The sequence below is a fragment of the Nostoc sp. ChiQUE01b genome (assembly GCF_034531255.1).
Classification (GTDB): Bacteria; Cyanobacteriota; Cyanobacteriia; order Cyanobacteriales; family Nostocaceae; genus Nostoc.
Map to the genome: position 1 here is coordinate 19,205 of NZ_JAVRBM010000043.1, position 22,968 is coordinate 42,172.

Sequence of the window (22,968 nt, forward strand, 5' to 3'; positions counted from 1 at the left end):
GATATACAGATGCTCTCACTATGACTATGACAATAAAAAAATAGTGATTTATATTTGGATAAATAAAACAAATATCTAGATTATTGCCACTAATTTTCATTTATTTGAGATTAATTATCAAGAATGAGTGGCTTTAACAATAGCAAAACTATAGTATTTTGCTATTTTATAAATACAAATTATAATATAAATTAATGTGTATATATATATTTAGATAGATGACCTTGACTGCAAGGTTTTCGACTCTCTCCAGAGAGTAATGAAAGAGGGTTAAGTAAGTCGGCGTGAGAAAACTAAACTATCTTAAGCATTAAGAGGTACTAAAAACCTTGCCATCATTTGTAAGAATTTAAATTTAGCCGGAATTGAGGGATAAAACTATACTTCATCCTGGAGTGCGATCGCTTCGCTTATTGAGAATTATCTCAAAGATATTTGAGAAAGTTAAGCAGAGACCCCATTTTATTCGTTGCACAATACATAGCTGAATCTATGGCTGGTATTTAGACAACAATTCCCGTTCGTTAAATTTCTTCTATCTTCTGAATGCTGACGGTAGAAATTCGTCGTGGGTTGAGAATCATGATTACTTCATTTCATTTGGATCCATAACTGGTTACAAGGAAGTGAAAAGATATCCATTCAAAAGATGGCTTCCTTTTAGGCAAGATGAAATTTTGGTCTTGCGTAAACAGACTGATTTGTGATTTTTAGCATTGCTGAATAGCTAGTTAGATATGAAGAAGTTAAAGGGGGAGCAACGCGAAAAAGTGGGATGAGACTACAAAAAGGCGATCGGGAGCATCCCGCTTTTTCGAGTGGAGCAAAAGTACTAATTGTCAAACCCTCGACTCTACCAGGATTAGTATTTTATTCACTCAGTCTTTTTTTATAATATCAAATATTTTTAAAATTTCTGCCTAAATATGCAGCGTTTTTTTCGACTTTTTTAATCTTTCTTTTACATCCATATATAATATTACCCTGGTCAAATTACTACTCATATACATTTTTTTTATTATCTATATTGATGTTTTTTCATAAAAAAAATAACATCAATGTGTTTTTATCTGGATTGTTTTTAGGATTATCTTCTTTATGTAGATACACATCAATCCAAGTTGTACTGCTTCCTTTTTTATTCTTTTTGGGTTACGAAATATTTTTTCAAATAAATGCTAAAAGAATAGCTTTATCAAGAACTATATTTTTTAGTTTGGGGTTTCTATTTCCGACCTTGTTATTTTTCTTTTTCTTATTTTATAACAATCTTCTAGATGATTTTTGGATTCAAAATAAAATCTTAGTTGAAGATTCAAGATATGGAACCACTATTTCAAATTTTATCCCAAAACTATTAAAGAATATTATTACATTTGGAAAACCATCACTTATTATCTGGTATCCAGAAAAGGAACCTGATTCACGAATGATTTTCTTTACAATCATCTTTTTTTGGAATCTTGCAACACTATTTTATTTCTGGCCTAAATTATTTTTGAAAAAGAATATAACTCAAGATGAAGCTCTTGTAATGGTATATTCTCTAGTCACTCTTTTTGGATACTTAAATGCAATTCACTTATATGATTTCTTTAGATTAGTCAATGGTTCATCACTTGGCATAGGAGTCATTATTTATACTGTTATTCAAGCATCTCAACGGTTTGGTCACAAAATTAAAATCATTCTACTTTTACCATTAATTTCTCTTTGTTTTATTTGGGCAAATAGTCTGATTTTCTCACAAACAAGCTCTGTTTATGATCCTTGGAGATTAGATATTTTTATGGGAAAAGGAGTTAGTCCAACAGAAATTAGTGTTTTCCAAGGAAAGATAGTGAGTCAAAAATACTATGAATTCTATAGAGAAATTTTTCAAAAAATATCAAATTTTGACCGTTCATATTATATAATTAACTATACGCATGATATTGTTGCTATGGTAATTAATGATTTACCAAAAGTTCAAATATCATCACTGTATCTTCCTCAAATCGAACAGGCATACCCTGAAGAAGCTAAAAAAATTCAGCAAATCATTCATGCAAAAAAGGCAATCATAGTTTCAGACAAAGATATTCACATACCAGGGTACAAGGTTATTTTGAGTAAGGTTTGGGATTCTGGAGATGTGGTAGAAACGTCAGATGGTTCGATAAACATTAGCGTTCCAGAAGAGGTTAAATTTTAGATTATCTTTAACCTCGTTAGTCGAAGATATAAATAATTCTATTTTTGATTGGGTTTCCAGAGTAAAGGCATCTTGTAAATAAGAACGTTTTTATCTCAATAAACCCTACAATAATCAATCGCATTAACGCTTACTTATTCGCAATACTTTAGGCGATCGCTTTGAGCCTGGAAAAATAAATCACAAGGTTTAATTACGAAAGAATCTATTCAAGGTGTTAAAAGACTTGGAATCCGCATGACTAGGAGAATAACATGATGCTCAAGACAACTTCAATAAGTCTGTCCCGACGAGGACCCGCTAATCCGAAATATGGTGGGATCTCAGTTGTGTTCCCAGTTTACAACGAGTCCTTCATCATAGAGCAAACCTTACGCAACTATATCGCCGAGTTGCAGAACCGGGTCGAGGACGTTGAGTTCATTGTTGCCGAGGACGGCAGCACTGATGACACCAAGGCTGTACTTGAACGTCTTGAACAGGAATTGCCGATTAAGCTATTTATAAGCTATGAGCGAAAAGGCTATCAGCAAGCCCTTAAGGATGCGATGAAGCACGCAACCAAGCCGTGGCTCTTTGTAGTGGATAGCGATTATCAGTTTGCAGCCATTGACTTCTGGCATCTCGAACCTCTCCGGGATGAGTTCGACATCATTTTGGGCGTCAAGACGCCCCGCAGAGATCCTTTCTACCGCGTGTTCTTGTCCTGGGGTTATAACGTCTTGCTCCGTTTCTTTTTCAAGATCCCGTACGCTGATATGGACACTGGCTTCCGCCTCATCCGTCGCGCCGTGGTTGAGGAACTCTCACCTAGCGTCCGCTTCATGTCTTTCTTCAACGCCGAGTTTGTTATTCGCGCGCACTTTAAAGGCTACAAAGTTGCACAGGTTCCCGTATGCCACTACGCGCGCAAAATTGGCAGCACAACGATTTTCCACATTTCCAGACTCTTCTCTATTTGCTTCCAACTATTTGTCGGTATTATCCGCCTCTGGCTCGAACTCAAACGGGAAGGCCAAATTCCCCTTAAAAAGGCTCCGTCCAAAATAAACTAGAGGACAGATAAGACTTTAGAAAAGATCGTGGTGACGTCAATACTGCTCAGTTAAGCATTTTAAACTAGGAATTTGGCTTAGGGAAAAGGTTAAAGGGTAAGGGTTAAAGGTTTTTTCTTTCCCTTTCCCCTTCCGTCTTCCCCTTAACTGAGCAGTATTGGTGGTGACGTAATACCGAGACCCATAAAACGAGACAAAGCTCATTGCTCGTAATACTATTATCAGTGAATTAATTAAAAAGCAAAAGAAGGAGATTTTAGAATATGAGTTCAAAAGCGAGCAATTTATCAAAAGTCATCCAATCTGTAACAATGAGGCAGCTAAACAGCCTAAAAAATCAGATATTTAGGCTGAAAAATCAAGAAGTGCAATACACTAAGTTTCATTCACAGTTTGGAGAAGACAGATATATTTATGAAAATATTGACTTATTAGAGAAAGGAGTCTTTGTAGATGTAGGAGCCGGACATCCAAGCTATCTTTCAAATACTTACTTTTTTGAGAAAAATGGTTGGACAGGGATCTGCATCGATGCCGAACCAACTCAATACGAACTCTTAAAAAAAGAAAGAGCCAATGTCGAGTGGGCTGCTATTTCTGATCGAGAAGGAGAAATAGAGTTTTCTCAATCTTATTTTCCTAGTTATTCGAGTGCTGTTGGAAAAGAAGAGTATAAAGGATTGCTTAAAGTTCCTTTTAAACAGACTATTAAAGTTCCCTCTTATCGGCTTGAAACGATTTTAGAAAAATTTCAGATTGGTCAAATAGATTTATTAGATATAGATGTGGAAGGATCTGAGATAGAAGTTTGGCAAACTTTCAATTATGAAAAACATCAACCAAAAGTGGTGATTATGGAATATCAAACTTTTGGGCTAGCCGATAATTCCGAGAAAATCAAAGAGTTTTTCTCGAATTTACCCTATAAACTTGTTCATGTAACTTGTACTAATTTTATTTTTCTTAACTTGTTAGCGTAATTTTCTTTGAGACGTATCTATTTTTATTACAAATTTTTGCAAGTTGAGTTCAAAGGAAGTATTTACCTACCTCAAATACATAAATGAATTGCGAAATTATCAGCCAAAAATAATGGCATAACTGGCGTTGCAAAATAGAAATATGATTAGAGCGATTGCTATGCAATGTCCAAGGAGTGCATCAACTCACATTCGTAAGAATGGCTGGTAATGTGGTAATTAAAAATAGATATGTGTTCTTTGATTCACCAACGCCAGGATTCTTGATAGTTCTGAACAGGGCTAATTGTACAGTAAAAATCAAATATTGTTAGACTAAGAGTTTGTCTTAAATCAAATTTCATCAAGACAAAATATGTAAAATATTCAAGGGAGTTATTCAGTATGATAGTTACTGGTTTCAGAACATTTTTGAGAACTAATCCTATTACAGGTACTTTTCTTTCATGGATATGGAAGCATTATATTACTGCCATATGTGAAAGTGCTCCAGACGATTTATCCCATATCCCTAAAGTCAAAGATGCTGGAAAAATTTTTATAGCATCAGATGATTCTTCAAAAAGATACCAGCTTATGCATAATGGAGTAAAAATAAAAGTTAACTCCTATTATAAAAACTTAAACACAGAAATAATAAAACATCTTCAAGGTCACCACGAACCACAAGAAGAAAAAGTTTTTTATGAAATTTTAAAAAGTTTACCTGAAGATATATCAATGATTGAGGTAGGAAGTTATTGGGGATATTATTCTATGTGGGCAAATCAAGCCAAAAAAAGTGTTTGCAATATTCTTATAGAGCCTATAGATGAACATATGCAGATAGGTAAAGAAAACTTTGCACTGAATTCAATGACAGCACAATTTATTAGAGCCTACATCGGTGAGTCGTCAAAAAAACAGCATACAAAAAAACTAGAAGGTGTAACCGTTAAAAATTTAGAGAGAATCTCTATTGATGATTTGATGAAGCGTTACAATTTATCTTTTTGTCATATAATTCATGCAGACGTACAAGGTGCAGAGTTGGAATTGTTAAAAGGAGCAAACAGTACAATCTCAAATAAAAAAATTGGATATTTTTTTATTAGTACTCATAGTAAAAAACTTTATCTGGATTGTTATAGTTTTCTTATACAGAACAATTTTCATATTGTTGCTTCTCACACTAGAGAAGAAAGCTTTAGTGCTGATGGTTTAATTGTAGCTCGTTTACAATCATTTCCTGGGATTGATACTGTCAATATTTCTATAAATACAAATCGTCACCCTTTCAAAGTTTTGTCTAACTACTTCTTAAAAAGGTTGTTTCAAAAATGTTGATTTCAAGTAATTGCTCACCAGAATAAAAGTAAAAGCTGTCCAACTTTTTGGGGGATAATACGTCACCTGTCCTTTTTTCTATGAAATAGCACATTTTAGTGAGTTAATTATGACTACACCAGAATTTGGACTGTTTTTGATATCGATTCTAGCTAGTGTTGTAGGGCAATTCTTGCTGAAGACAGGAGCCTTAAAGCTGGGACAAGTGAATGCTGGCAATTTCGCTAAGCATTTATTGAATATTATTACCACGCCTGAGTTGCTGGCAGGTTTGACTTGCTATGCTTTGGGAGCGTGTACCTACATTTTACTGCTGACGCGGGTCAAACTCAGCGTAGTCGGACCTGCTGTGGCATTGTCCTACGTTTTCTCGGTGCTGGTGGCTCATTTTGTGTTTCGAGAGGTGATTCCTTTGAGTTGCCTGGTGGGGTTAGGGTTAATTATCTGTGGAGTGGTGTTGGTGATTTGGAAATAAAGCGATCAACTCCTCGTCGCATCGGTTTTAACTATCTTAACCTGAGTTCGGGTTAAGCAGATGGAGGCAAAAGCTATTCAAGACGAAGGCCAGGCTTCTTAGGCTGATGACAACTGATAACTTGCTTTTTCTGTCTGCTGTACTTGCTGTTGTTGCTTCAATGTTTCTAATTGTGCCTCCAGTTGCACCTTCACTTCATGACGGAAGCTGAAGAAGTGTTCACCAAAGCTCAATGCTACGAGGTAATCATACAATAAATCCGGTTTTTGGAAAGCGATCGCAATCAATTGCCACCAAAAACGCCAACGAGTTGAGCGAACAATACCCTGTCGCCAAACAATTACTGGAAACAAACGTAATTCATGCCAAGTCAGAGGACGTTTACCTTTGGGACGCTTACCTGACATCAAGTTAAAGTGGTGGAAGGTGCGCTGGAGATAAAGCATGGGGTCATACAAATTCCAAAAAGTATCAATATACTCTTTGATAATTTCTTCCAAAGGACGAGTAGGTACAAAGTTCATCAAAGCTTTCTGAGAACCCATAAAATCCATTAACCCTTCTTGGAGGCGTCCTTCTTGCTTGAGGCGATTCCACATAGCTGTGTTCGGTAATGCTTGAAGCAACCCAAGATGAGCTTGAGGAATACCGGTTTCTTCTACAAATGTTTGAATGCGTTGTCCTGCATCTGGTTTTTCGCCATCAAAACCGATAATGAACCCAGACATAATTTGTAGTCCGGCTCGTGTAATTTTGTTGCAAGACTCTAACAGCGATTGACGGGTGTTTTGTTCTTTATGGGCTACTGCTAAACTTTCTATATCCGGTGTTTCAATGCCCATGAATACCATCCTAAAACCAGCTTGCACCATCAAGTCAATCAGTTCGTCGTCCTCTGCTAGATTTAAGGACGCTTCTGTGAGTAACATGAATGGATAGTTACGCTCTTGCATCCAGGGAATTAGCGATCGCAAAAACACTTTAGCATTGCGTTTGTTGCCAATAAAGTTGTCATCTACAACAAATACCAATCGTCGCCAGCCCATTTGATATAAGACTTCCATCTCAGCCAGCATTTGCTCTGGTGTTTTTGTGCGCGGCTTGCGACCAAATAAGGTGATAATATCGCAAAATTCACACTGGAACGGACAGCCCCGCGAAAATTGTACGGTAATTGCTAGGTAAGCATCTAAGTCTAGCAAGTCGAAACGGGGTATAGGTGTTTGAGTGACATCGGGTTTTTCTATAGCGCGGAAAATTCCCTTTGTTTCTCCCCGCGCCAATGCTTCTAAAAATAAGGGGATAGTGCATTCCCCTTCATCCAAAATTAAATAATTAGCTCCTGCTTCCAAGGCAAATTCTGGTACTGAGGTAGCGAAAGGCCCGCCAACTACAACTTTTTTACCTAATGCTACCCCTTTTTGAATTAATTCCCACAAATCTTTTTTCTGGATAATCATTGCAGAGATGATTACCAAATCACACCAATCCCAGTCTTCATCTGTCTCTAAGCGGATATTACGATCCACTAATCTGATTTCCCAATTACTTGGTAGCATTGCTGCGACTGTAATTAAACCCAATGGCGGATTTGTAGAGCGTAAACCTGCCAAATCGAGGGTTTCCTGGTAAGACCAGAAAGAATTGGGCATTATGGGCCAGAGTAGTAAAGCTTTCATCAGCAGACTCCCCGGAGTGGAAAAGTTAACTAATAATTCCCAGGTTACTACTACTTTGTCTAACAAAAAATTAAATTTTGTCTAATAATTTTATTGGGCGATCGCTTTTCCTAGTTTTAGCTTGATAACGATAGCGCCACATTACAAAGCCAGTGATAAATAAAATTAACGGTGCAAGCCCGACAAATACATAGAGGATACGGGATGGAAGCCCCCAAAAGGTACCATAGTGGAGAGGAACAAAAGAGTTGAGGACGCGATCGCCCAGTGATAACTTCAAACCGTTATCAACACGCAAAACCTTACCACTGTATTGATCGAGATAAACATTACTACTACCATACTGTATATTTTCCTGCGGTAACTTCATACGAATTTGTAAAGCATCTTCTGGTTTAGCAGGGAAGTAAATACTTTTGGTAACAGCACCGGGTAAGGCAGCATTGGCGATTTTTAGTTGTTCTGTTAGATTTAAGGTCGATTTACCAGGAATTGGCTTAGATACTGGGTTAGATGGTTTTGGGGTGAATGTAACAGCGTAAATAATCGGCTCAGTTAAATCATAGAAGTTCCAGCAGAAACCAGTGAACCCAGTAAAGAATAAAAAAACCACAGTAATAATGCCAGTTACTTTGTGAATATCAAAGTTCGCACGTTTAGGATGAGCATCAAGTTTGATTTTGAAGCCTGCAATTAGCTTACGCCAACCTGGCCAAAGAACTAAACCTGTAATGGTAAGGATACACATTATAAAGGCAGTAATGCCAACAAACATAGTTCCGGTTTGACCTGCCATGAGGCTGTAGTGTAGATTAAGCATGACACCAATTAGAGTTTTATCCAATATCCTCTCACCGATAATTTTGCCTGTATAAGGGTTGACAAAAACTTCTGTCCTTTGATCGTTAGTTGAGGACAACTGCCCCAGGTAAGGAGAAGAAGGAGTATCTGGCAAATAAATACGAAAAAGATGAAGATCGCCTCGGGCGGCATACTTTGCCTCAATTGTATTCATCACAGACTCTGGCGATATCTGCACCTGTTGGGGAGTAATCTGTCCATACTGTTGAGCGATCATAAAGTGGTCAAAATCTTGCTCGAATACCAACAAGCTACCTGTGAAGCCGACTATAATTAGCACTAGTCCTACTGCTAAACCAAGATAGCGGTGCAGAGTAAATGCTAAATCGCGTATTTTTTTAGAGTTCATGGTAGAAGCTCCGTAATATAGCAAGGGACTGGGGACTGGGGACTGGGTGAAAAGTCTCTTTGTGTCTAGGTTTCATCATCTGTTAATGTCCTAACCACGTTGGCTGTTGCCATACCATACAGGACTTAATGAGTTAAGAAATTCAAGTCATCAAAACTCAAATGAAACTGTTCCCAGCACTGTAAAAGGCGCACCAGGACGGAGATAGTAGCCTTGAGAATCGTAATATGTAGTACCAAAAAGATTCTTAAAGTTCAGCCCAACCCTCCAGCGATCGCGTTTGTAAAAAATGGTGGCATCAGCGCGCACGTAGGAGGGAATTTTGAATGTGTTGGGAAGTGTGGCTTCGCGATCGCCTGTATAAAATATTCCCCCACCAAACCCTAATCCTCTCATCCCACCACTTTGAATTTCATAAGTCGTCCACAAACTACCCCCAGCACCAGGAGCATTTACAAGAGAGTCACCTTCAGGGTTATTTTTGTCACCTACACTTACAAATGCGTCGTTAATGAAGTAGGATGCAATCACATTCCAGCCTGGTAGAATCTGCCCAGAAAGGTCAAATTCTAAACCGCGACTTTTCACCTCTCCTATAGCAATGTAATAGTCAGAGTTACCTGGATCGGTTGTAGCAACATTTTGCTTGGTGATATCGTATGCGGCAAAGGTAGCAGATAGCCTGTCTTTAATTAGTTCCCCTTTGACTCCCACTTCATACTGAGTGCCGCGCTCTGGTGGTAGTTGAGTTCTATCTACCGTCTGCGAGGAACTGGGATTAAACGAGCGGCTGTAGCTGGCGTAAATTGAAATCGGCGGTAGGGGTTGATAAACAATGCCAACGCGAGGTGAAAAAGCGTCATCATACAACCGATCGACGGTGGCATCATCAATTGGATCTCTACCAAAAGAATCCAGCGTTTGCACGCGATTTTTGCGGTGAACAAAGTCATACCTGCCCCCCACCAATAGCTTCAGACTTGGCAGCAATGTAACTTGATCTTGCAGATAAACGGCGATCGTATTGCGATCGTAACGCTCCCTTGATGCTGCTTCATCAAATTCTGGTGGCGGGGAAGCGCCATAGACAGGATTGAATAAATCAATACTGGGAGTCAGTGAAACAGAACCTCGGAGATAATCGTAGCCATAGATAGATTTATTCCACTCCAACCCCACAAGAACTTGATGTTGGATGGAACCCGTACTGAAATTACTGATCAGATCGTTTTGCAGAGAGTAGTTTTGGTAATAACCCGGACCTGCGGCAAACCTTCGTAGCACGGTATGACCATCTGCATCAATGCTATTCGGTCGAAACTCTGACTCTTCAGAATTATTAACCGTAACAGAAAAGCCACTGCGGAGCCGGATGTTTTCACTGAAGCGATGATTGACGTTCAGAAATACAGAGTGTGTCTCTTTGGAAAAACGATCGCCTGGTTCCCCCAAAAAACGACTGATCGGAGCTTTAAAAATATTTGGATCGGGCGGAAGACCATCATAATAGGTGCGATCAAGTTTAAGGTATTCATACTCCAGCGTTAATGTTGTCGCATCACCAATTTTGTAGCTCAGTGCTGGTGCGATCGCCAATACTTTCTGATTACCAAAATCGATAAAACTACCAAAGTTCTCATAAGCAGCATTCAGACGGTACAGCAACGTTTTGTCTAAGTTAAGCGGTCCAGAAATATCAATGGAAGGACGATAAGTGCTAAAACTTCCGGCTGTAAATTCAGCAGAGTAATAAGGCTCGGTAAGTGGTTGTTTGGTAATGTAATTTACTACACCTCCGGGTTCAAACTGTCCATATAGTACTGAAGCTGGGCCTTTGAGAACTTCGACCCGCTCAATGTTAGTCGGATTTACAAAGTTGTCTTGAACGGCAAAACCGTTTCTCAAGTTGTCATAGGTTGTGAATCCCCGAATGTTGTAATTATCCGTAGCCCCAGCATAGCCCCCTTGCGGAGTTACACCACTGACATTACGTACAACATCGCTAATCCGGGTAATTTGTTGATCCTTGATAACTTGTTGGGGAACCACTTGAATTGATTGAGGAATATCGCGCAGTGGTGTGTCAGTTCTAGTCGCAGTTGACGCATCTGGTACGTTATATCCATCCTGCTCACCCGTTACCACTAGTTCAATCGGTTCATCACCTTCTGCTGATGGTTTTGGCTGTGTCTGAGTTTCTGACTGACTTGTAGGACTTGGTTGCGTTTGAGGTTGTTGCGATTGGGTAGAGGATGCAGCAGTTGCCACAGAGAAGGGCTGTTTTTTGCTTAACCATAAAGTATCTTCGGGCTTGGTAGGGAAGAATAGACCTGTGGTCGGGGCATTGAGAACAGCCAATGGTGTAATTGCTTGAGGATTCTTCGCTACGGCTGGCACTACGATTGAGCGTGCGGCGATCATCTTGCAAGCCATCTGGGTAGGTCGTTTTGGGATCATTACTACTTAAGACAGCCGCAAAGGCATGGCGTAATTTCCAGTTATCGCTAAACTGGTGTTCCAGAATGTAACTAGCACGCCCAGAGTTAGCCGTTGCGTTATTGAAATCCGGTTCCCCTAAAAAGCGGCTAATCGGTATTTGGAAAAATTCTCGTTCAGGTCGAAACACTCGATCAAAGCCATATTGATAGTTTTGATATTCAAACAAAAAAGTAATTTTGGTGTTCTTGCTAATCTCCCAGGAAAAAGCAGGAGCCACAAAAATACTTTCTGATTTATTGAAATCCCGGAAATTTCCAGCATTTTCCTAAGCTAGGTTCAGTCGGTAAGCGGCTGTTTTCTCGGAATTGAGAGGACTCGATAAATCCAGGGTTGAGCGATAAAAATTGTAGCTGCCAACAGTAAAGGAAGCCTCGTAGCGGGGCTGTTGCAGCGGTCGCTTGCTGACAATATTGACAATTCCACCCGGATCGTTTTGTCCATATAAAACCGATGCTGGACCTTTAAGAATCTCAAGTCTGTCAATATTGGCGACATCAATGGGGCTGAGGAAGCCAAAATCCCGAAACCCATCGCGGTAAGTGGTGGAACCTGTAAAGCCCCGGATGAAGAAGTAGGCGCTGGAAAGTCCTCCATAACTCTGAGCAGGCTGCACACCTACCTGCTACGGTATCTGTTGCTTGCTGGACACGTGTGACTTGACGATCCTGGATGAGTTGTCGGGGTACGACATCAACAGAAGCGGGAATATCACGCAAAGGTGTATCAGTTTTAGTAGCCGTTGATGCCTCTGGTACGCGATATCCATCTTGTTCACCCGTTACCACCAATTCAATCGGTTCATCATCTTGTTGTGCTAATGGTTGACTTGGCTGTGTCTGATTCTCAGGCTGACTTTGTTCGGGAGTTAGCTGCGTTTGAGGTTGTTGCTGTTGTTGCGCGGAGGATGCAGCACTAGCAACAGAGAAGATCAGACCCTCATCTGGACTGTCAAACAACTCGACAACTGGTGTACTTGCTTCACCCGTCACTGTTACTCAAATAGTACTAGCATCAAAATTAGTAACTATTATCTGAATAATTCCTGCACTTGGTTTGTCTGAGCGAAATGTAAACGCCTCGCCACTGGGTAGCCACAATTGAGCATTGGGAATATCAGCAATAAAGCTATTGCCAACATTGCGATTTGTAATTTGTAGTTGTTCCCCTTTGGTAGTCTGTAAAATCACCTCCACACCTTTGTTGGTGGGATTTGCTTTAACTGAGATAACTTGCACAACTTCTGTTTGTGGCGTTTGCTTGTTTTGTTCTATCTGAGACAGCCATTCTTTGACTGTTGTTGTACGGTTTAGTTCTTGCACACTATGAATTTTAGTAACTTCCTTCGCCTGAGTTGGTTGTATGACAACAGCAACAAGAAAATAGGAAATGAACAGTGTCAGCGACAGTTTCATAACTCCACACACCCAACCGGATTTCCGAAAACAGAACTGATTATTTGAGAATTATTATTATCAAACTCTATTTAGGAGAATACGGAAATTTGAGCGATCGCATATATCTGAAACCGGATTTTTTTTATCGGAATCGGGATCTAGCTTTTGCTATGAGCCTTTGTGATGGCGATAATCTCTAGGAGTCATGCCAAATTGGCGTTTAAACAGGTAGCCAAAATGACTTGTGCTTTCATACCCCACTTGAGAAGCAATTTCTGCAATCGTTAAATTAGTGCCGAGTAGTAACTGTTGTGCTTGCTCTAGGCGTAAGGATTGCACATATCCACACACCGTAGTGCCAAAAATTTCTCGAAATCCCCGCTTGAGCTTAAAGTCATTGAGTCCGATTTGTCTGGCTAGATTTAGTAGAGAAGGTGGATGCTGGAGCTTCTGATTGAGAATGGCTTTAGCATGATGTAAACGTTCAATTTCATCGGGGCGAAAAAATAGCGATCGCTCCAATAAAAGATTATTTTCCCCCCACTGAGCAATCTGAAGCGTCAGTAGTTCCAAAACTTTTGCTTCTAAATACATTTGTCTGAGTGTTTCTCGGAACGGACACTGCAATATTTGCTTAAGCACCAACCGCATTGCAGGCGTGATGGCTCCTAATGGCTGATGGAAACGCTCCTTTGTCGGATTTTCGATCAACTGCACCAGCAGAGTTGGTAATTCCTGAAAGCAACCCTGGAAACTAGAAAGTAAATCAGGATACCAATAAATACTGATACACTGCTTGCGTTGTTTGGCAGTAAAATGCTCAAACTCCCGAATATCAGGCAAGTAAAATAAGTAATTATAGCCTGCAACTTCTTCATAATCGTCGCTGACTCTAGGCACATTTGGCGTAGTGGTTCTCATACCACCAGATAGATAAAATTTAGATGTTAGAAAAGGTGAATCATCGTGTTTGCCTTCAACAATAACTGTTTCAGAAAAATCGCTTTCTTGAATTACTAGCTCAAGTCGATGGCGCAGCATAGTCCAGTGACTGCTAACTTGACCAAACGAGGTAGAAAATTTTACTTTTCCCTGATAGTGATTAAGCTGCACATCGTCACATAATTCATTAAAGTTTGTCTCGGTCAAACGAATAGTCATGATAATACTCTCAACTGCTTGTTGAGAATAGTATCTATTAGGAGGCGAAGCGATGTCTAGGACAAGCCCCTAAGAGCGTCTACGCAACTGAAAATATTATCCAAGAAGAGTATAGTCATGTTTGTAAAAGGGACTGTGTAGTGGGTAAGAGCACAAAGAAATATGTTCCGGGCTTTGAAGAAAGAACATCCGCATGGAATGTTTTTCCAGTCCCCAGTACCTAGTCCCAAAGCGGCGTACCTAGAGCCGCTAACATAAAGGTATAGCGGGAAACTCACTTTTAGGCGACCAGTTGAGAAAATTTACCCTAGTACTAAGTAGTTAATCGCATCTAGCAATACAGATTCCTGAATGCGTAAGCTAGACTGGCCACAGCCATCGCCCCTTTGAGGTGGGTAGGACGCGTTTCAGGAAAAAACTTTGCGATCAACTGAAATTCAAATCAAATCCGCTGTCATTACTAAATCTGTAATTCTCCAACGGCAAGTTGACCTGGAAAATGTCAAAATTAAATGAGTTTTGCACTAGGCGCGTTTGGGTTGATGCAGCCTCTTGTAGAGAAGAGAAGCTCTCTTGTCACCAAACGCCATTTGATTAGCGCAGATTTGAGATAACTAAGTTGGAATTTATGGGCAAGCAACGTGTTCTTTCTGGAGTTCAACCAACCGGCAATTACCATCTAGGTAACTACTTAGGAGCCATTCGCAACTGGGTAGAAGGTCAGAGCGAATACGAAAATTATCTTTTTGTGGCTGATTTACACGCGATTACAGTGCCACACGACCCAAAACAGTTGGCAGCTGATACCTACACCCTTGTTGCTCTCTATCTAGCTTGTGGTCTTGATTTAAATCACTCTACTATCTTTGTACAATCCCACGTTTCGGCTCACAGTGAACTCACTTGGTTGCTCAACTGCATTACACCTCTAAACTGGCTGCAAGACATGATCCAGTTCAAGGAAAAAGCCGTCAAACAGGGAGAAAATGTGAGTGCAGGCTTATTAGATTACCCTGTGCTGATGGCAGCAGATATTTTGCTTTATCAAGCGGATAAAGTGCCAGTGGGTGAAGACCAAAAGCAACACTTGGAATTGACACGGGATATTGCAGCTCGGTTAAATCACCAATTTGGTAAACCAGAACAGCCAGTTTTGAAGTTACCAGACCCTTTGATTTGCAAGGAAGGCGCAAGGGTGATGAGTTTGGCGGACGGTACACGCAAAATGTCGAAGTCCGATCCTTCTGAGTTAAGCCGGATCAGTTTGCTAGATTCACCAGAACAGATTCAATACAAAATTAAGCGTTGTAAAACCGATCCGATTCGTGGTCTAACTTTTGACGATCCAGCGCGTCCAGAGTGTAATAATTTGTTAACGCTGTATACATTGCTTTCTGGAAAGAAAAAGGAAGATGTGGCAGTTGAGTGTCAGGATATGGGCTGGGGACAGTTCAAGCCATTGTTGACAAATACAATTATTGAGTCCCTGAAACCAATTCAAGAAAAATATCACTCGATAACGGCGGATAAAAGTTATTTGGATTCTGTGTTGCGGGATGGAGGAGAAAAAGCTAGAGCGATCGCAAATCAAACTTTATCACAAGTCAAAACGGCTTTAGGCTACTCTCTTCCTCTATAAGTTTTTACCTTTAGGTGTGATTTGTTATACCATTTAAGAAATTGAAACCTTAATGTTATGCATCACACCCACAGCCCCACAGCCTTTAATGACTTTCGTAAAGCTGTACAAGCAGGAGAATTTCTAGTTACCGCCGAGGTAGCACCGCCAAAAGGGGGAGATCCAGCGCACATGATTCAAATGGCGGCGACTCTTAAGGGGAGAGTTCATGCCGTCAATGTTACTGATGGTAGCCGCGCCGTGTTACGGATGTCTTCGTTAATAGCGTCGGTGATTTTGTCCCACAATGGTATAGAGCCGATTTGTCAAATTGCTTGCCGCGATCGCAATCGTATCGGTTTACAAGGTGACTTGATGGGCGCTCATGCTTTAGGTATCCGTAATATTTTAGCTTTGACTGGCGACCCAGTAAAAGCAGGCGATCATCCAGATGCTAAAGCAGTGTTTGACTTAGAAGCTGTGCGACTGCTGCAACTAATTCGGAAGATGAATCAAGGCGTTGATTGCAATGATAAACCCTTGACTGATGGAGCGTTAGATTTATTCGTGGGTGCAGCAGTAGATCCGCAATGTAAAAGTTGGTCGGGTTTGCAAAGTCGATTTGAACGCAAAATTGAAGCTGGAGCGCAGTTTTTTCAAAGTCAGTTGATTACCGATTTTGAGCGGCTAGAAAAGTTTATGGATACCATTGCTGCTGGTTATAAAAAACCAATTTTGGCAGGAATATTTCTGTTGAAATCAGCAAAAAATGCCCAGTTTATTAATAGATGTGTTCCGGGTGTAGATATTCCCCAACATATTATTGATAGATTGGCAAAAGCTAAAGACCCTTTTGAGGAAGGGGTAAAAATTGCTGCCGAGCAAGTGCAGATAGCGCAGCAATTATGTCAAGGTGTCCACATGATGGCGGTGAAGCGTGAAGATGCGATCGCGCCAATTTTGGATTTAGCTGGGATTGCTCCAGTTAATCAGTTGGTATCTAAGTAAAGAAGATAACGAATCTTTTATTAAAGCAGATGGTTATTCCTATCTGCTTTTTTTATGCCGAAACAGACGCGTTCACACTATTTTTGATAGACTTTCAATAGACCTCTTGCAAAAGTCCCCTAACACCCCACCCCCAACCCCTAAGAGCAAGCTCTTAAGGGAGAATTTCACGTAAGTCAAAGGCGGGGTGGGGTTCTTTTTTTGATTTACAGCAGTTTTCATATGAATAGACCACAGTGGGCGAACCAGCCCCAAGCATCATCAGACGAGATTTGCTCGGTAACAATTTGGTTTAATACTTGGATTTTGGGTTTCGTAGGTTCGAGCCTTTGCTTTTCTTAAACACTGCTTAAGTTTTGACCAACACAATTCAATAGGGGACAAATCGGGTGAATAAGGAGGTAAAAAGACAACTCTTGCGCCAACAGATTCAATCGTATCTTGAATGATCTGCGCGTGATGCACCGACAAATTATCCATTATTACGACCGCTCCCGCCCATAGCTGGGGGGCTAGAACGTCTTGAACGGATGTTAAAAACACGTTGGTGTTCACGCTACCGGGAATACTCATAGTGGCTATGAGTCCGTCTAAACTCAGTCCCCCAATTAATGATATGTTTTGTCCTCTATTTTTGGGGCAACAATCGTATAATCGCTCACCACATACTGCACGACCATTGAGTCGGGTCATTCCCAAGTTTATACCTGACTGATCTACAAATATCAAATTGTCTGGATCAATGCCCAGTACCCAATCCCGATATTCAAAACGCATCCGTTCTATTCGTGGACTATCTTGTTCGCTGGCGTAAAGTGTTTTTTTTAGTGGTCAAACCCAGCCTTTGAACTGTACGGTGCATTGTTGGCACACTGACTTTTAACCCGCGCCGCAGTGCCAAACGTTCACACAATTCTACCAGTAAGGCATCTGGTTGTTCGTCCACTAACTGTTGCACTGATGGTAAATCTTCAACTCTAATTTTGGCGATGCCTTCGGCGAGCTACGCTAACGCTCCACCCCCATGATGTTTAGGAGTCACTTGTCCTGTTTTTTGGTAAAGACGAATTAAGCGTTGAACAAACGATAAGCTAACCTTAAAGCGGTCGGCTAGTTGTTGTTATCTATCCGCAACGAAGTTTAGATCCAAACGATCGGCTACCATATCAATTGCTGCTAGACGGTTTACAAGTGCAACGCATTTATCTAGATGAATTAGATTCGACAGAGAACTCACTTCAAGTTGCGATCGTTAAATTAATTATCGAAAGAGAAGAGACAGCCGTTGACAAAGCTAGAGAATTGATTTTACAAGCAAGGCAACAACTGGCAGATGAATCTACCACCAAGCAAATTGTAGAATTGATCGAGACTATTCTGTTGTACAAATTTACCCGGTTAAGCAGAGAGGAGTTAGCAGAAATGTTGGGTATAGACGACGAATTCAAAAAAACACGGATGTATCAATCAATCAAGGAAGACGGCTTAGAAGAAGGTCGCCACGAAGGTCGCCAGGAAGCTAAGTTAGAAGCTATTCCCCGATTGTTGGCATTGGGATTGAGCCTAGAGCAAGTAGCGGTGGCTCTCGATTTAACAGTGGCGCAAGTAGAACAAGTAGCCCAGAATCAGTCTATCTGAATAGTGGACGGTGCTTGCGTCTAATTTAATCAGCAAGTGCGATGCAAAATAGTCTGTCGTAGACATCGCCTCTTTTTGTTTTAGCTAAACCAGAAGCGATATCTACGACGGGCTTATGTCTACACAATTAAAACCTGCATTACATTTTACCATGTTGCAGCACTTGTTGTAGATGTTGGCGAATCTCTTGTGCGTGTTCAATATCAGATTGCCGCAATTTTTGGAACAACTCTACACAAGGCTGAGAACCTACTTGTTCTGCATCTTTGATGTAGGTATCGTAAGCTTTAACAGCTTCTGCCTTGTTGTGCAAAACGGTGATAAAATCATACTCCAAGTCGCTAATTGGTTCTTGAGACTGTCCGTTACCTGTATTTGTAGTCATTGCTTGATCCTCTTTTAAAAATTATAATTAACTTTATACTCACCCTTAAAGAGCGATTCATCTTCCAAAAAGAGTATATTTCAATACGTCGGAAGTACCTTGCGAAAATAGGTTATATAAATTCGTAATTCGTAATTCGTAATTAATGGCCGTTACTCTGTAGAAGGAGATTGGACAGACAAGGGAGAAAAATCTACCTTATCTCCCAACTCCCCACTCCCCACTCTTCACTCCCCATTTTCATAACAATTTATCCAAGCGGTTGATTCTCATTATATTCACGTGAATACTGTAATTCTAACTCGTTCTGCCGTTCCCTACCTCCTCTATACACAACCGGACAAAGCTTAGTGTTAGCGCTCATACAATCCATGTGTGGCGTTTTAGCACATACTACAAGTAGTCCACCTAGAACAAACAATAAACCACAAATTGCAAGCGTATTAATCCAAGAAATTTCCAGCGCTCCGTGAACTACTACTTCGCGCAGTAGAGATACAATTGTTACCTCAACTGCCACTCCTACAGAGATACTATGTTCTTGCAAATAGACCATTAATAGTCGAAATAACTCGACTAAAATCAACACAAATAGTATTTTTGCAGTCACATGTTTATAGTCTAGTGGCTGTATGAGGGCGATCGCTATCCCCCACAATTGAATCAGCATAACGGCGAACAATCCCAAACACAAAACAATCACAATTAAGTCTTGAAAGGCTTCCATGTTGCGAACAATTGAGTGCCGATCAAGCCAGCGATCGCTAAATAAAAATCGACTTTTCTGGCGCTTTTGCATGTACATTTTTCCAATCGGGACAAGTTCAGACAACACCAGCGAGTCAACCCAATAGTTTTATGTTATGCAATATTAAGTTTTTCTGCCTCAGCGAGGTTGGTAATTTATCAGTCATTGGTCATTGGTCATTAGTTTTAGACAAAGGACAAAGCGCAAAGTCTGAGCGGAGGAAACCTCCGCTCAGACTTTGTAAGAGAGGACTAATGACAAATAACAATTCATTTTAAATTTTGTGCTTGTTGTAACAATTGCTCGGCGTTTTTCGCCCACTGAGGATTTTTTTGAGCATTGTATAAATCTCTAGCAAATTGCAATACTTGTACTGCATCGCTATATTGTTGTAACTGGATAAAAACTAACCCTGCACCATAATAAGCGTTGGGATAGTTAGAGTTAGCTTCGGCTGATTTTCTAAAAGCTTCTAATGCCTCTTGTAATTTACTTTGTTGAAAAAAAATTGAGCCGAGATTGTAGTAAGCTTCTGGATACTTGGGATTAATTTTTAATGCCTGATAAAATGCACTTCTGGCTTGCTCAAGTTTACCTTGTTGAAGATAGCACATCCCTATATGGTAAGGAGGTTCTGGTGCATTTTTGCTATATTCTACGGCTTTTTTAAAAGATGCGATCGCTTGCTTACAATCTCCTTGCTGTTCTCGTACTAACCCCAAGTTATAGTGGGCAAATCCGAGTTTGGGATCGAGTTCTAAGGCATGTTGTAAATAATCGTTAGCTAACTTGAAATTATTGCCTTCTAATAACGCACCACCTAAATTAGCAAAAGCTGGAGCAAATTTGGGATCGGCTTGCGTCGCTCGATAAAATGCATCCGCAGAGGGTTGTAATTGTCCCGTTTGTCGGAGTGCTAGCCCCAGATTATAGTGTGCTGGTGCTAATGTTGGATCTAATTTAGCAGCTTGTTTAAAGGCGGCGATCGCATCTTGTACCTTTCCCGCCTGAATTGCTTGTAAGCCTTGGTTTAACCAGTCTACAGCAGTTTTGGCATTAGATTGTGCCAGTTTTGAGGCCACAGGAGAAGATAGAGCAAGAGAGGGGAAGGAAATACTAACAACTAGCAAAGTCAAACTTACCAACCCTGCCATGCGATATTTAAAGAATGATAATCTCATTGATTTTCTGACTCGCAACACTTTCAGTTAAATTTACTTCATAAAAAGTTTTTTACAAAAATTTTTGATTCGGGATAAAAATTTGCGATACTTAACTTTTCTTAAGCTAAATCTTACGACAGGCTACAATTTTTTTAACTTCCGATTAAAGGGAGGATAATAACGAATTAAAGAAGGGGTAATTTTGACTCCAGAGAACCATTTTTTTATCCCTTGATATATACAGAATCATGCGGTTATGAATGAATTACCGCAAGGGAGGTTTTTATGAACGAAAAAGTAAAATCGGGTTCGCGGAACGTTGCAATTGTTGGGCCTTATTTAAGTGGAAAAACCACTTTACTAGAAAGCTTGTTATTTGTCACAGGGGCAATTTCCCGCAAAGGCAATGTTAAGGACAGCAATACAGTGGGAGATAGTGCAGCCGAGTCGCGCGATCGCCAGATGAGTGTAGAAGTCAGCGCCGCTAGCACTGAGTATAACGGCATTCGCTTCACTTTTATTGACTGTCCGGGAAGTATAGAATTTGTCCAAGAAACGTACAATGCTTTAATCGGAGTGGATGCAGCAATTGTAGTTTGCGAACCCATCCGCGAACGAGTCCTCACCCTTGCCCCTCTATTTAAATTCCTGGACGATTGGGAAATTCCCCACCTCGTCTTCGTCAACAAAATGGATCGGGCAAATATTCACGTCCTAGAAACGTTACACGCCCTAAAAGCAGTATCTAGCCGTCCCCTGGTAGCGCATCAATATCCCATCATGAACGGGGAACAACTCACCGGCTTTATTGATATGGTGAGCGAACAGGCATATCAATACCATCCAGGCGCACCTGCTGACCCCATTCCCTTACCCGAAAGTTTAAAAGAAGAAGAACATACAGCACGGGCAGAAATGCTCGAAGCCTTAGCAAATTTTGACGACCATTTACTCGAAGAACTTTTAGAAGATATCGAACCATCCCAAGAAGAAATCCTCAAAGATTTAAAAATGGAATTAGGGGCAGATTTGGTAGTGCCTGTTTTCTTTGGTGTGGCAGAACAAGATTATGGTGTTAGACCTCTATTAGAAGCCTTGTTACGAGAAGCCCCCGAACCAGAAACCACAGCAGAACGTCGTTTAAAAAACTTAAAAGGTGATACAGCTTTAGCGCAGGTATTAAAAACTTACTACACTCCCCAAGGTGGCAAACTTTCTCTCGTGCGTGTTTGGCGCGGCAAATTAACTGATGGCATTGTCCTCAATGGCATTCGCACTGGTGGAATTTACCGCCTCATGGGACAACAACAGCAGTCAGTTAACCAAGTTAGTGCTGGTGAAATTGTTGCATTAAGCCGTTTAGAAGGAATCAAGACGGGCGATACAATCTCCACAGAACAGCAGTCGGCAATCAAATTACCCAAAGCTGTAGAGTTGGAACCAGTATATGCTCTCGCCATTACCCCAGAAAAGCGCAATGATGAGGTTAAACTCAGCAGTGCCATCACCAAGTTATTAGAAGAAGACTGCTCACTTGCTTGGGAACAACACGGCGATACCCACGAAGTTATTTTGTGGGGTCAAGGCGAGATTCATTTACAAGTCGCCCTAGACAGACTGCGCCGCAAATATAACTTGCCGATGACAACCCACTTGCCGCAAGTGCCTTACAAAGAAACCATCCGCAAAACAGTGGCTTCAGTTCATGGGCGCTACAAGCACCAAAGCGGTGGTCACGGACAGTTTGGTGACGTTTTTCTCGAAATCAAGCCCCTACCACGCGGTACAGGTTTTAACTTTAATGAAACTATTGTCGGTGGCGTGGTTCCTAAACAGTACATTCCCGGCGTAGAAATGGGCGTGCGGGAATTTTTGACACACGGGCCTTTGGGTTTCCCAATAGTTGATTTAGCGGTAACTCTGACTAATGGTTCGTATCACAACGTTGACAGTTCCGAACAAGCCTTTAAGCAAGCTGCCCGATTGGCAATGCAAACGGGGATACCCCAAGCCGAACCTACCTTGTTAGAACCGATTTTGCGGGTAGATGTTACCACACCGAGCGAATTTACCTCCAAAGTCCTGCAACTGTTGAGTGGTAGACGGGGGCAAATTTTAGGCTATGAGGGTAGAAACGATTGGCAAGGCTGGGATAATGTCTCTGCATACTTGCCACAAGCAGAGATGCAAAACTTTATTGTAGAGCTGCGATCGCTCACTCTCGGTGTTGGTTCCTTCCACTGGGAATATGACCATCTCCAGGAAGTGCCAGAAAAGCTTGCTGAACGTGTCATTCACAGCAATGGCAATGGTAGTAACGGCAACGGCAAGTAATTTTGGATTAATGTAAAGTTGCAGTTGCGTAGGCTTTGCCCGCCGCAGGCATCGCTCCAAGGCTCAGATCCCCGACTTCTTAGAGAAGTCGGGGATCTTTT

At 40.8% G+C, this 22,968-nt stretch carries 22 protein-coding genes; 9 read left to right on the forward strand and 13 right to left on the reverse strand.

The genetic code is table 11. From position 1 onward, the window contains the following. Positions 1-1,060: 1,060 nt before the first annotated feature. From RMY63_RS24670 to RMY63_RS24690, 5 genes are all read left to right on the forward strand, one after another. Entirely contained in the window at positions 1,061-2,194 is a 1,134-nt protein-coding gene (locus RMY63_RS24670; protein ID WP_322731241.1) for a hypothetical protein, read from the forward strand. A gap of 254 nt (positions 2,195-2,448) precedes the next feature. Further along, entirely contained in the window at positions 2,449-3,249 is an 801-nt protein-coding gene (locus RMY63_RS24675) for a glycosyltransferase family 2 protein (protein WP_322731242.1), read from the forward strand. Between the two features lie 263 nt (positions 3,250-3,512). Beyond that, positions 3,513-4,229, forward strand: coding sequence for an FkbM family methyltransferase (locus RMY63_RS24680; RefSeq protein WP_322731243.1), 717 nt, complete (start codon positions 3,513-3,515; stop codon positions 4,227-4,229). A gap of 384 nt (positions 4,230-4,613) precedes the next feature. Beyond that, positions 4,614-5,555 (forward strand): FkbM family methyltransferase, encoded by a 942-nt coding sequence (locus RMY63_RS24685; protein ID WP_322731244.1) that lies wholly within the window; start codon positions 4,614-4,616, stop codon positions 5,553-5,555. 109 nt (positions 5,556-5,664) lie between these two features. After that, positions 5,665-6,030 (forward strand): EamA family transporter, encoded by a 366-nt coding sequence (locus RMY63_RS24690; RefSeq protein ID WP_322731245.1) that lies wholly within the window; start codon positions 5,665-5,667, stop codon positions 6,028-6,030. Positions 6,031-6,128: 98 nt separating this feature from the next. On the opposite strand, the gene RMY63_RS24695 is transcribed toward RMY63_RS24690, so the two are convergent. The 8 genes from RMY63_RS24695 to RMY63_RS24730 form a co-directional block, all read right to left on the reverse strand. Further along, positions 6,129-7,709, reverse strand: coding sequence for a B12-binding domain-containing radical SAM protein (locus RMY63_RS24695; RefSeq protein ID WP_322731246.1), 1,581 nt, complete (start codon positions 7,707-7,709; stop codon positions 6,129-6,131). A gap of 70 nt (positions 7,710-7,779) precedes the next feature. Next, positions 7,780-8,919: a PepSY-associated TM helix domain-containing protein gene (locus RMY63_RS24700; protein WP_322731247.1), complete on the reverse strand. Its 1,140-nt coding sequence runs from the start codon at positions 8,917-8,919 to the stop codon at positions 7,780-7,782. A gap of 150 nt (positions 8,920-9,069) precedes the next feature. After that, positions 9,070-11,187, reverse strand: coding sequence for a TonB-dependent siderophore receptor (locus RMY63_RS24705; RefSeq protein ID WP_322731248.1), 2,118 nt, complete (start codon positions 11,185-11,187; stop codon positions 9,070-9,072). After that, entirely contained in the window at positions 11,081-11,635 is a 555-nt protein-coding gene (locus tag RMY63_RS24710; protein ID WP_322731249.1) for a hypothetical protein, read from the reverse strand. Before RMY63_RS24710 ends, RMY63_RS24705 begins: the two co-directional genes overlap by 107 nt. Before the next feature lie 48 nt (positions 11,636-11,683). Next, positions 11,684-12,031 carry a TonB-dependent receptor plug domain-containing protein gene (locus RMY63_RS24715; protein WP_322731250.1) on the reverse strand — a complete coding sequence of 116 codons (348 nt, stop codon included), beginning with the start codon at positions 12,029-12,031 and terminating at the stop codon, positions 11,684-11,686. After that, entirely contained in the window at positions 11,913-12,407 is a 495-nt protein-coding gene (locus tag RMY63_RS24720; RefSeq protein WP_322731251.1) for a hypothetical protein, read from the reverse strand. Before RMY63_RS24720 ends, RMY63_RS24715 begins: the two co-directional genes overlap by 119 nt. A 6-nt stretch (positions 12,408-12,413) precedes the next feature. Next, the gene (locus RMY63_RS24725; protein WP_322731252.1) at positions 12,414-12,830 is read right to left on the reverse strand and encodes an AMIN domain-containing protein; all 417 of its coding nucleotides are present in this window, start codon (positions 12,828-12,830) and stop codon (positions 12,414-12,416) included. A gap of 150 nt (positions 12,831-12,980) precedes the next feature. Continuing rightward, positions 12,981-13,973 (reverse strand): AraC family transcriptional regulator, encoded by a 993-nt coding sequence (locus tag RMY63_RS24730; protein WP_322731253.1) that lies wholly within the window; start codon positions 13,971-13,973, stop codon positions 12,981-12,983. A 628-nt stretch (positions 13,974-14,601) separates the two neighbouring features. Here RMY63_RS24730 and trpS point away from each other — a divergent pair. Further along, a complete protein-coding gene (gene trpS, locus RMY63_RS24735; protein WP_322731254.1) occupies positions 14,602-15,612 on the forward strand; it encodes a tryptophan--tRNA ligase in 1,011 nt (336 codons plus the stop codon). Positions 15,613-15,669: 57 nt separating this feature from the next. After that, the gene (locus tag RMY63_RS24740) at positions 15,670-16,599 is read left to right on the forward strand and encodes a methylenetetrahydrofolate reductase (protein ID WP_322731255.1); all 930 of its coding nucleotides are present in this window, start codon (positions 15,670-15,672) and stop codon (positions 16,597-16,599) included. Positions 16,600-16,860: 261 nt separating this feature from the next. Here RMY63_RS24740 and RMY63_RS24745 read toward each other — a convergent pair whose 3' ends face one another. Together RMY63_RS24745 and RMY63_RS24750 are read right to left on the reverse strand one after the other, a co-directional pair. Beyond that, a complete protein-coding gene (locus RMY63_RS24745; RefSeq protein ID WP_322731256.1) occupies positions 16,861-17,376 on the reverse strand; it encodes an IS630 family transposase in 516 nt (171 codons plus the stop codon). A gap of 16 nt (positions 17,377-17,392) precedes the next feature. Further along, positions 17,393-17,557 carry a hypothetical protein gene (locus RMY63_RS24750; protein WP_322731257.1) on the reverse strand — a complete coding sequence of 55 codons (165 nt, stop codon included), beginning with the start codon at positions 17,555-17,557 and terminating at the stop codon, positions 17,393-17,395. 164 nt (positions 17,558-17,721) lie between these two features. On the opposite strand from RMY63_RS24750, the gene RMY63_RS24755 reads away from it, so the two are divergent. Continuing rightward, positions 17,722-18,237 carry an Rpn family recombination-promoting nuclease/putative transposase gene (locus RMY63_RS24755; RefSeq protein ID WP_322731285.1) on the forward strand — a complete coding sequence of 172 codons (516 nt, stop codon included), beginning with the start codon at positions 17,722-17,724 and terminating at the stop codon, positions 18,235-18,237. Between the two features lie 139 nt (positions 18,238-18,376). On the opposite strand, the gene RMY63_RS24760 is transcribed toward RMY63_RS24755, so the two are convergent. From RMY63_RS24760 to RMY63_RS24770, 3 genes are all read right to left on the reverse strand, one after another. Further along, a complete protein-coding gene (locus tag RMY63_RS24760; protein ID WP_322731258.1) occupies positions 18,377-18,622 on the reverse strand; it encodes a hypothetical protein in 246 nt (81 codons plus the stop codon). Between the two features lie 250 nt (positions 18,623-18,872). Then, positions 18,873-19,421, reverse strand: coding sequence for a phosphate-starvation-inducible PsiE family protein (locus tag RMY63_RS24765; protein WP_322731259.1), 549 nt, complete (start codon positions 19,419-19,421; stop codon positions 18,873-18,875). A gap of 218 nt (positions 19,422-19,639) precedes the next feature. Beyond that, positions 19,640-20,551 carry a tetratricopeptide repeat protein gene (locus RMY63_RS24770; protein WP_322731260.1) on the reverse strand — a complete coding sequence of 304 codons (912 nt, stop codon included), beginning with the start codon at positions 20,549-20,551 and terminating at the stop codon, positions 19,640-19,642. 267 nt (positions 20,552-20,818) lie between these two features. Here RMY63_RS24770 and RMY63_RS24775 point away from each other — a divergent pair, with 267 nt between their 5' ends. Beyond that, complete coding sequence (locus RMY63_RS24775) at positions 20,819-22,867, forward strand: elongation factor G (protein WP_322731261.1); 2,049 nt, start codon at positions 20,819-20,821, stop codon at positions 22,865-22,867. Positions 22,868-22,968: the final 101 nt, after the last annotated feature.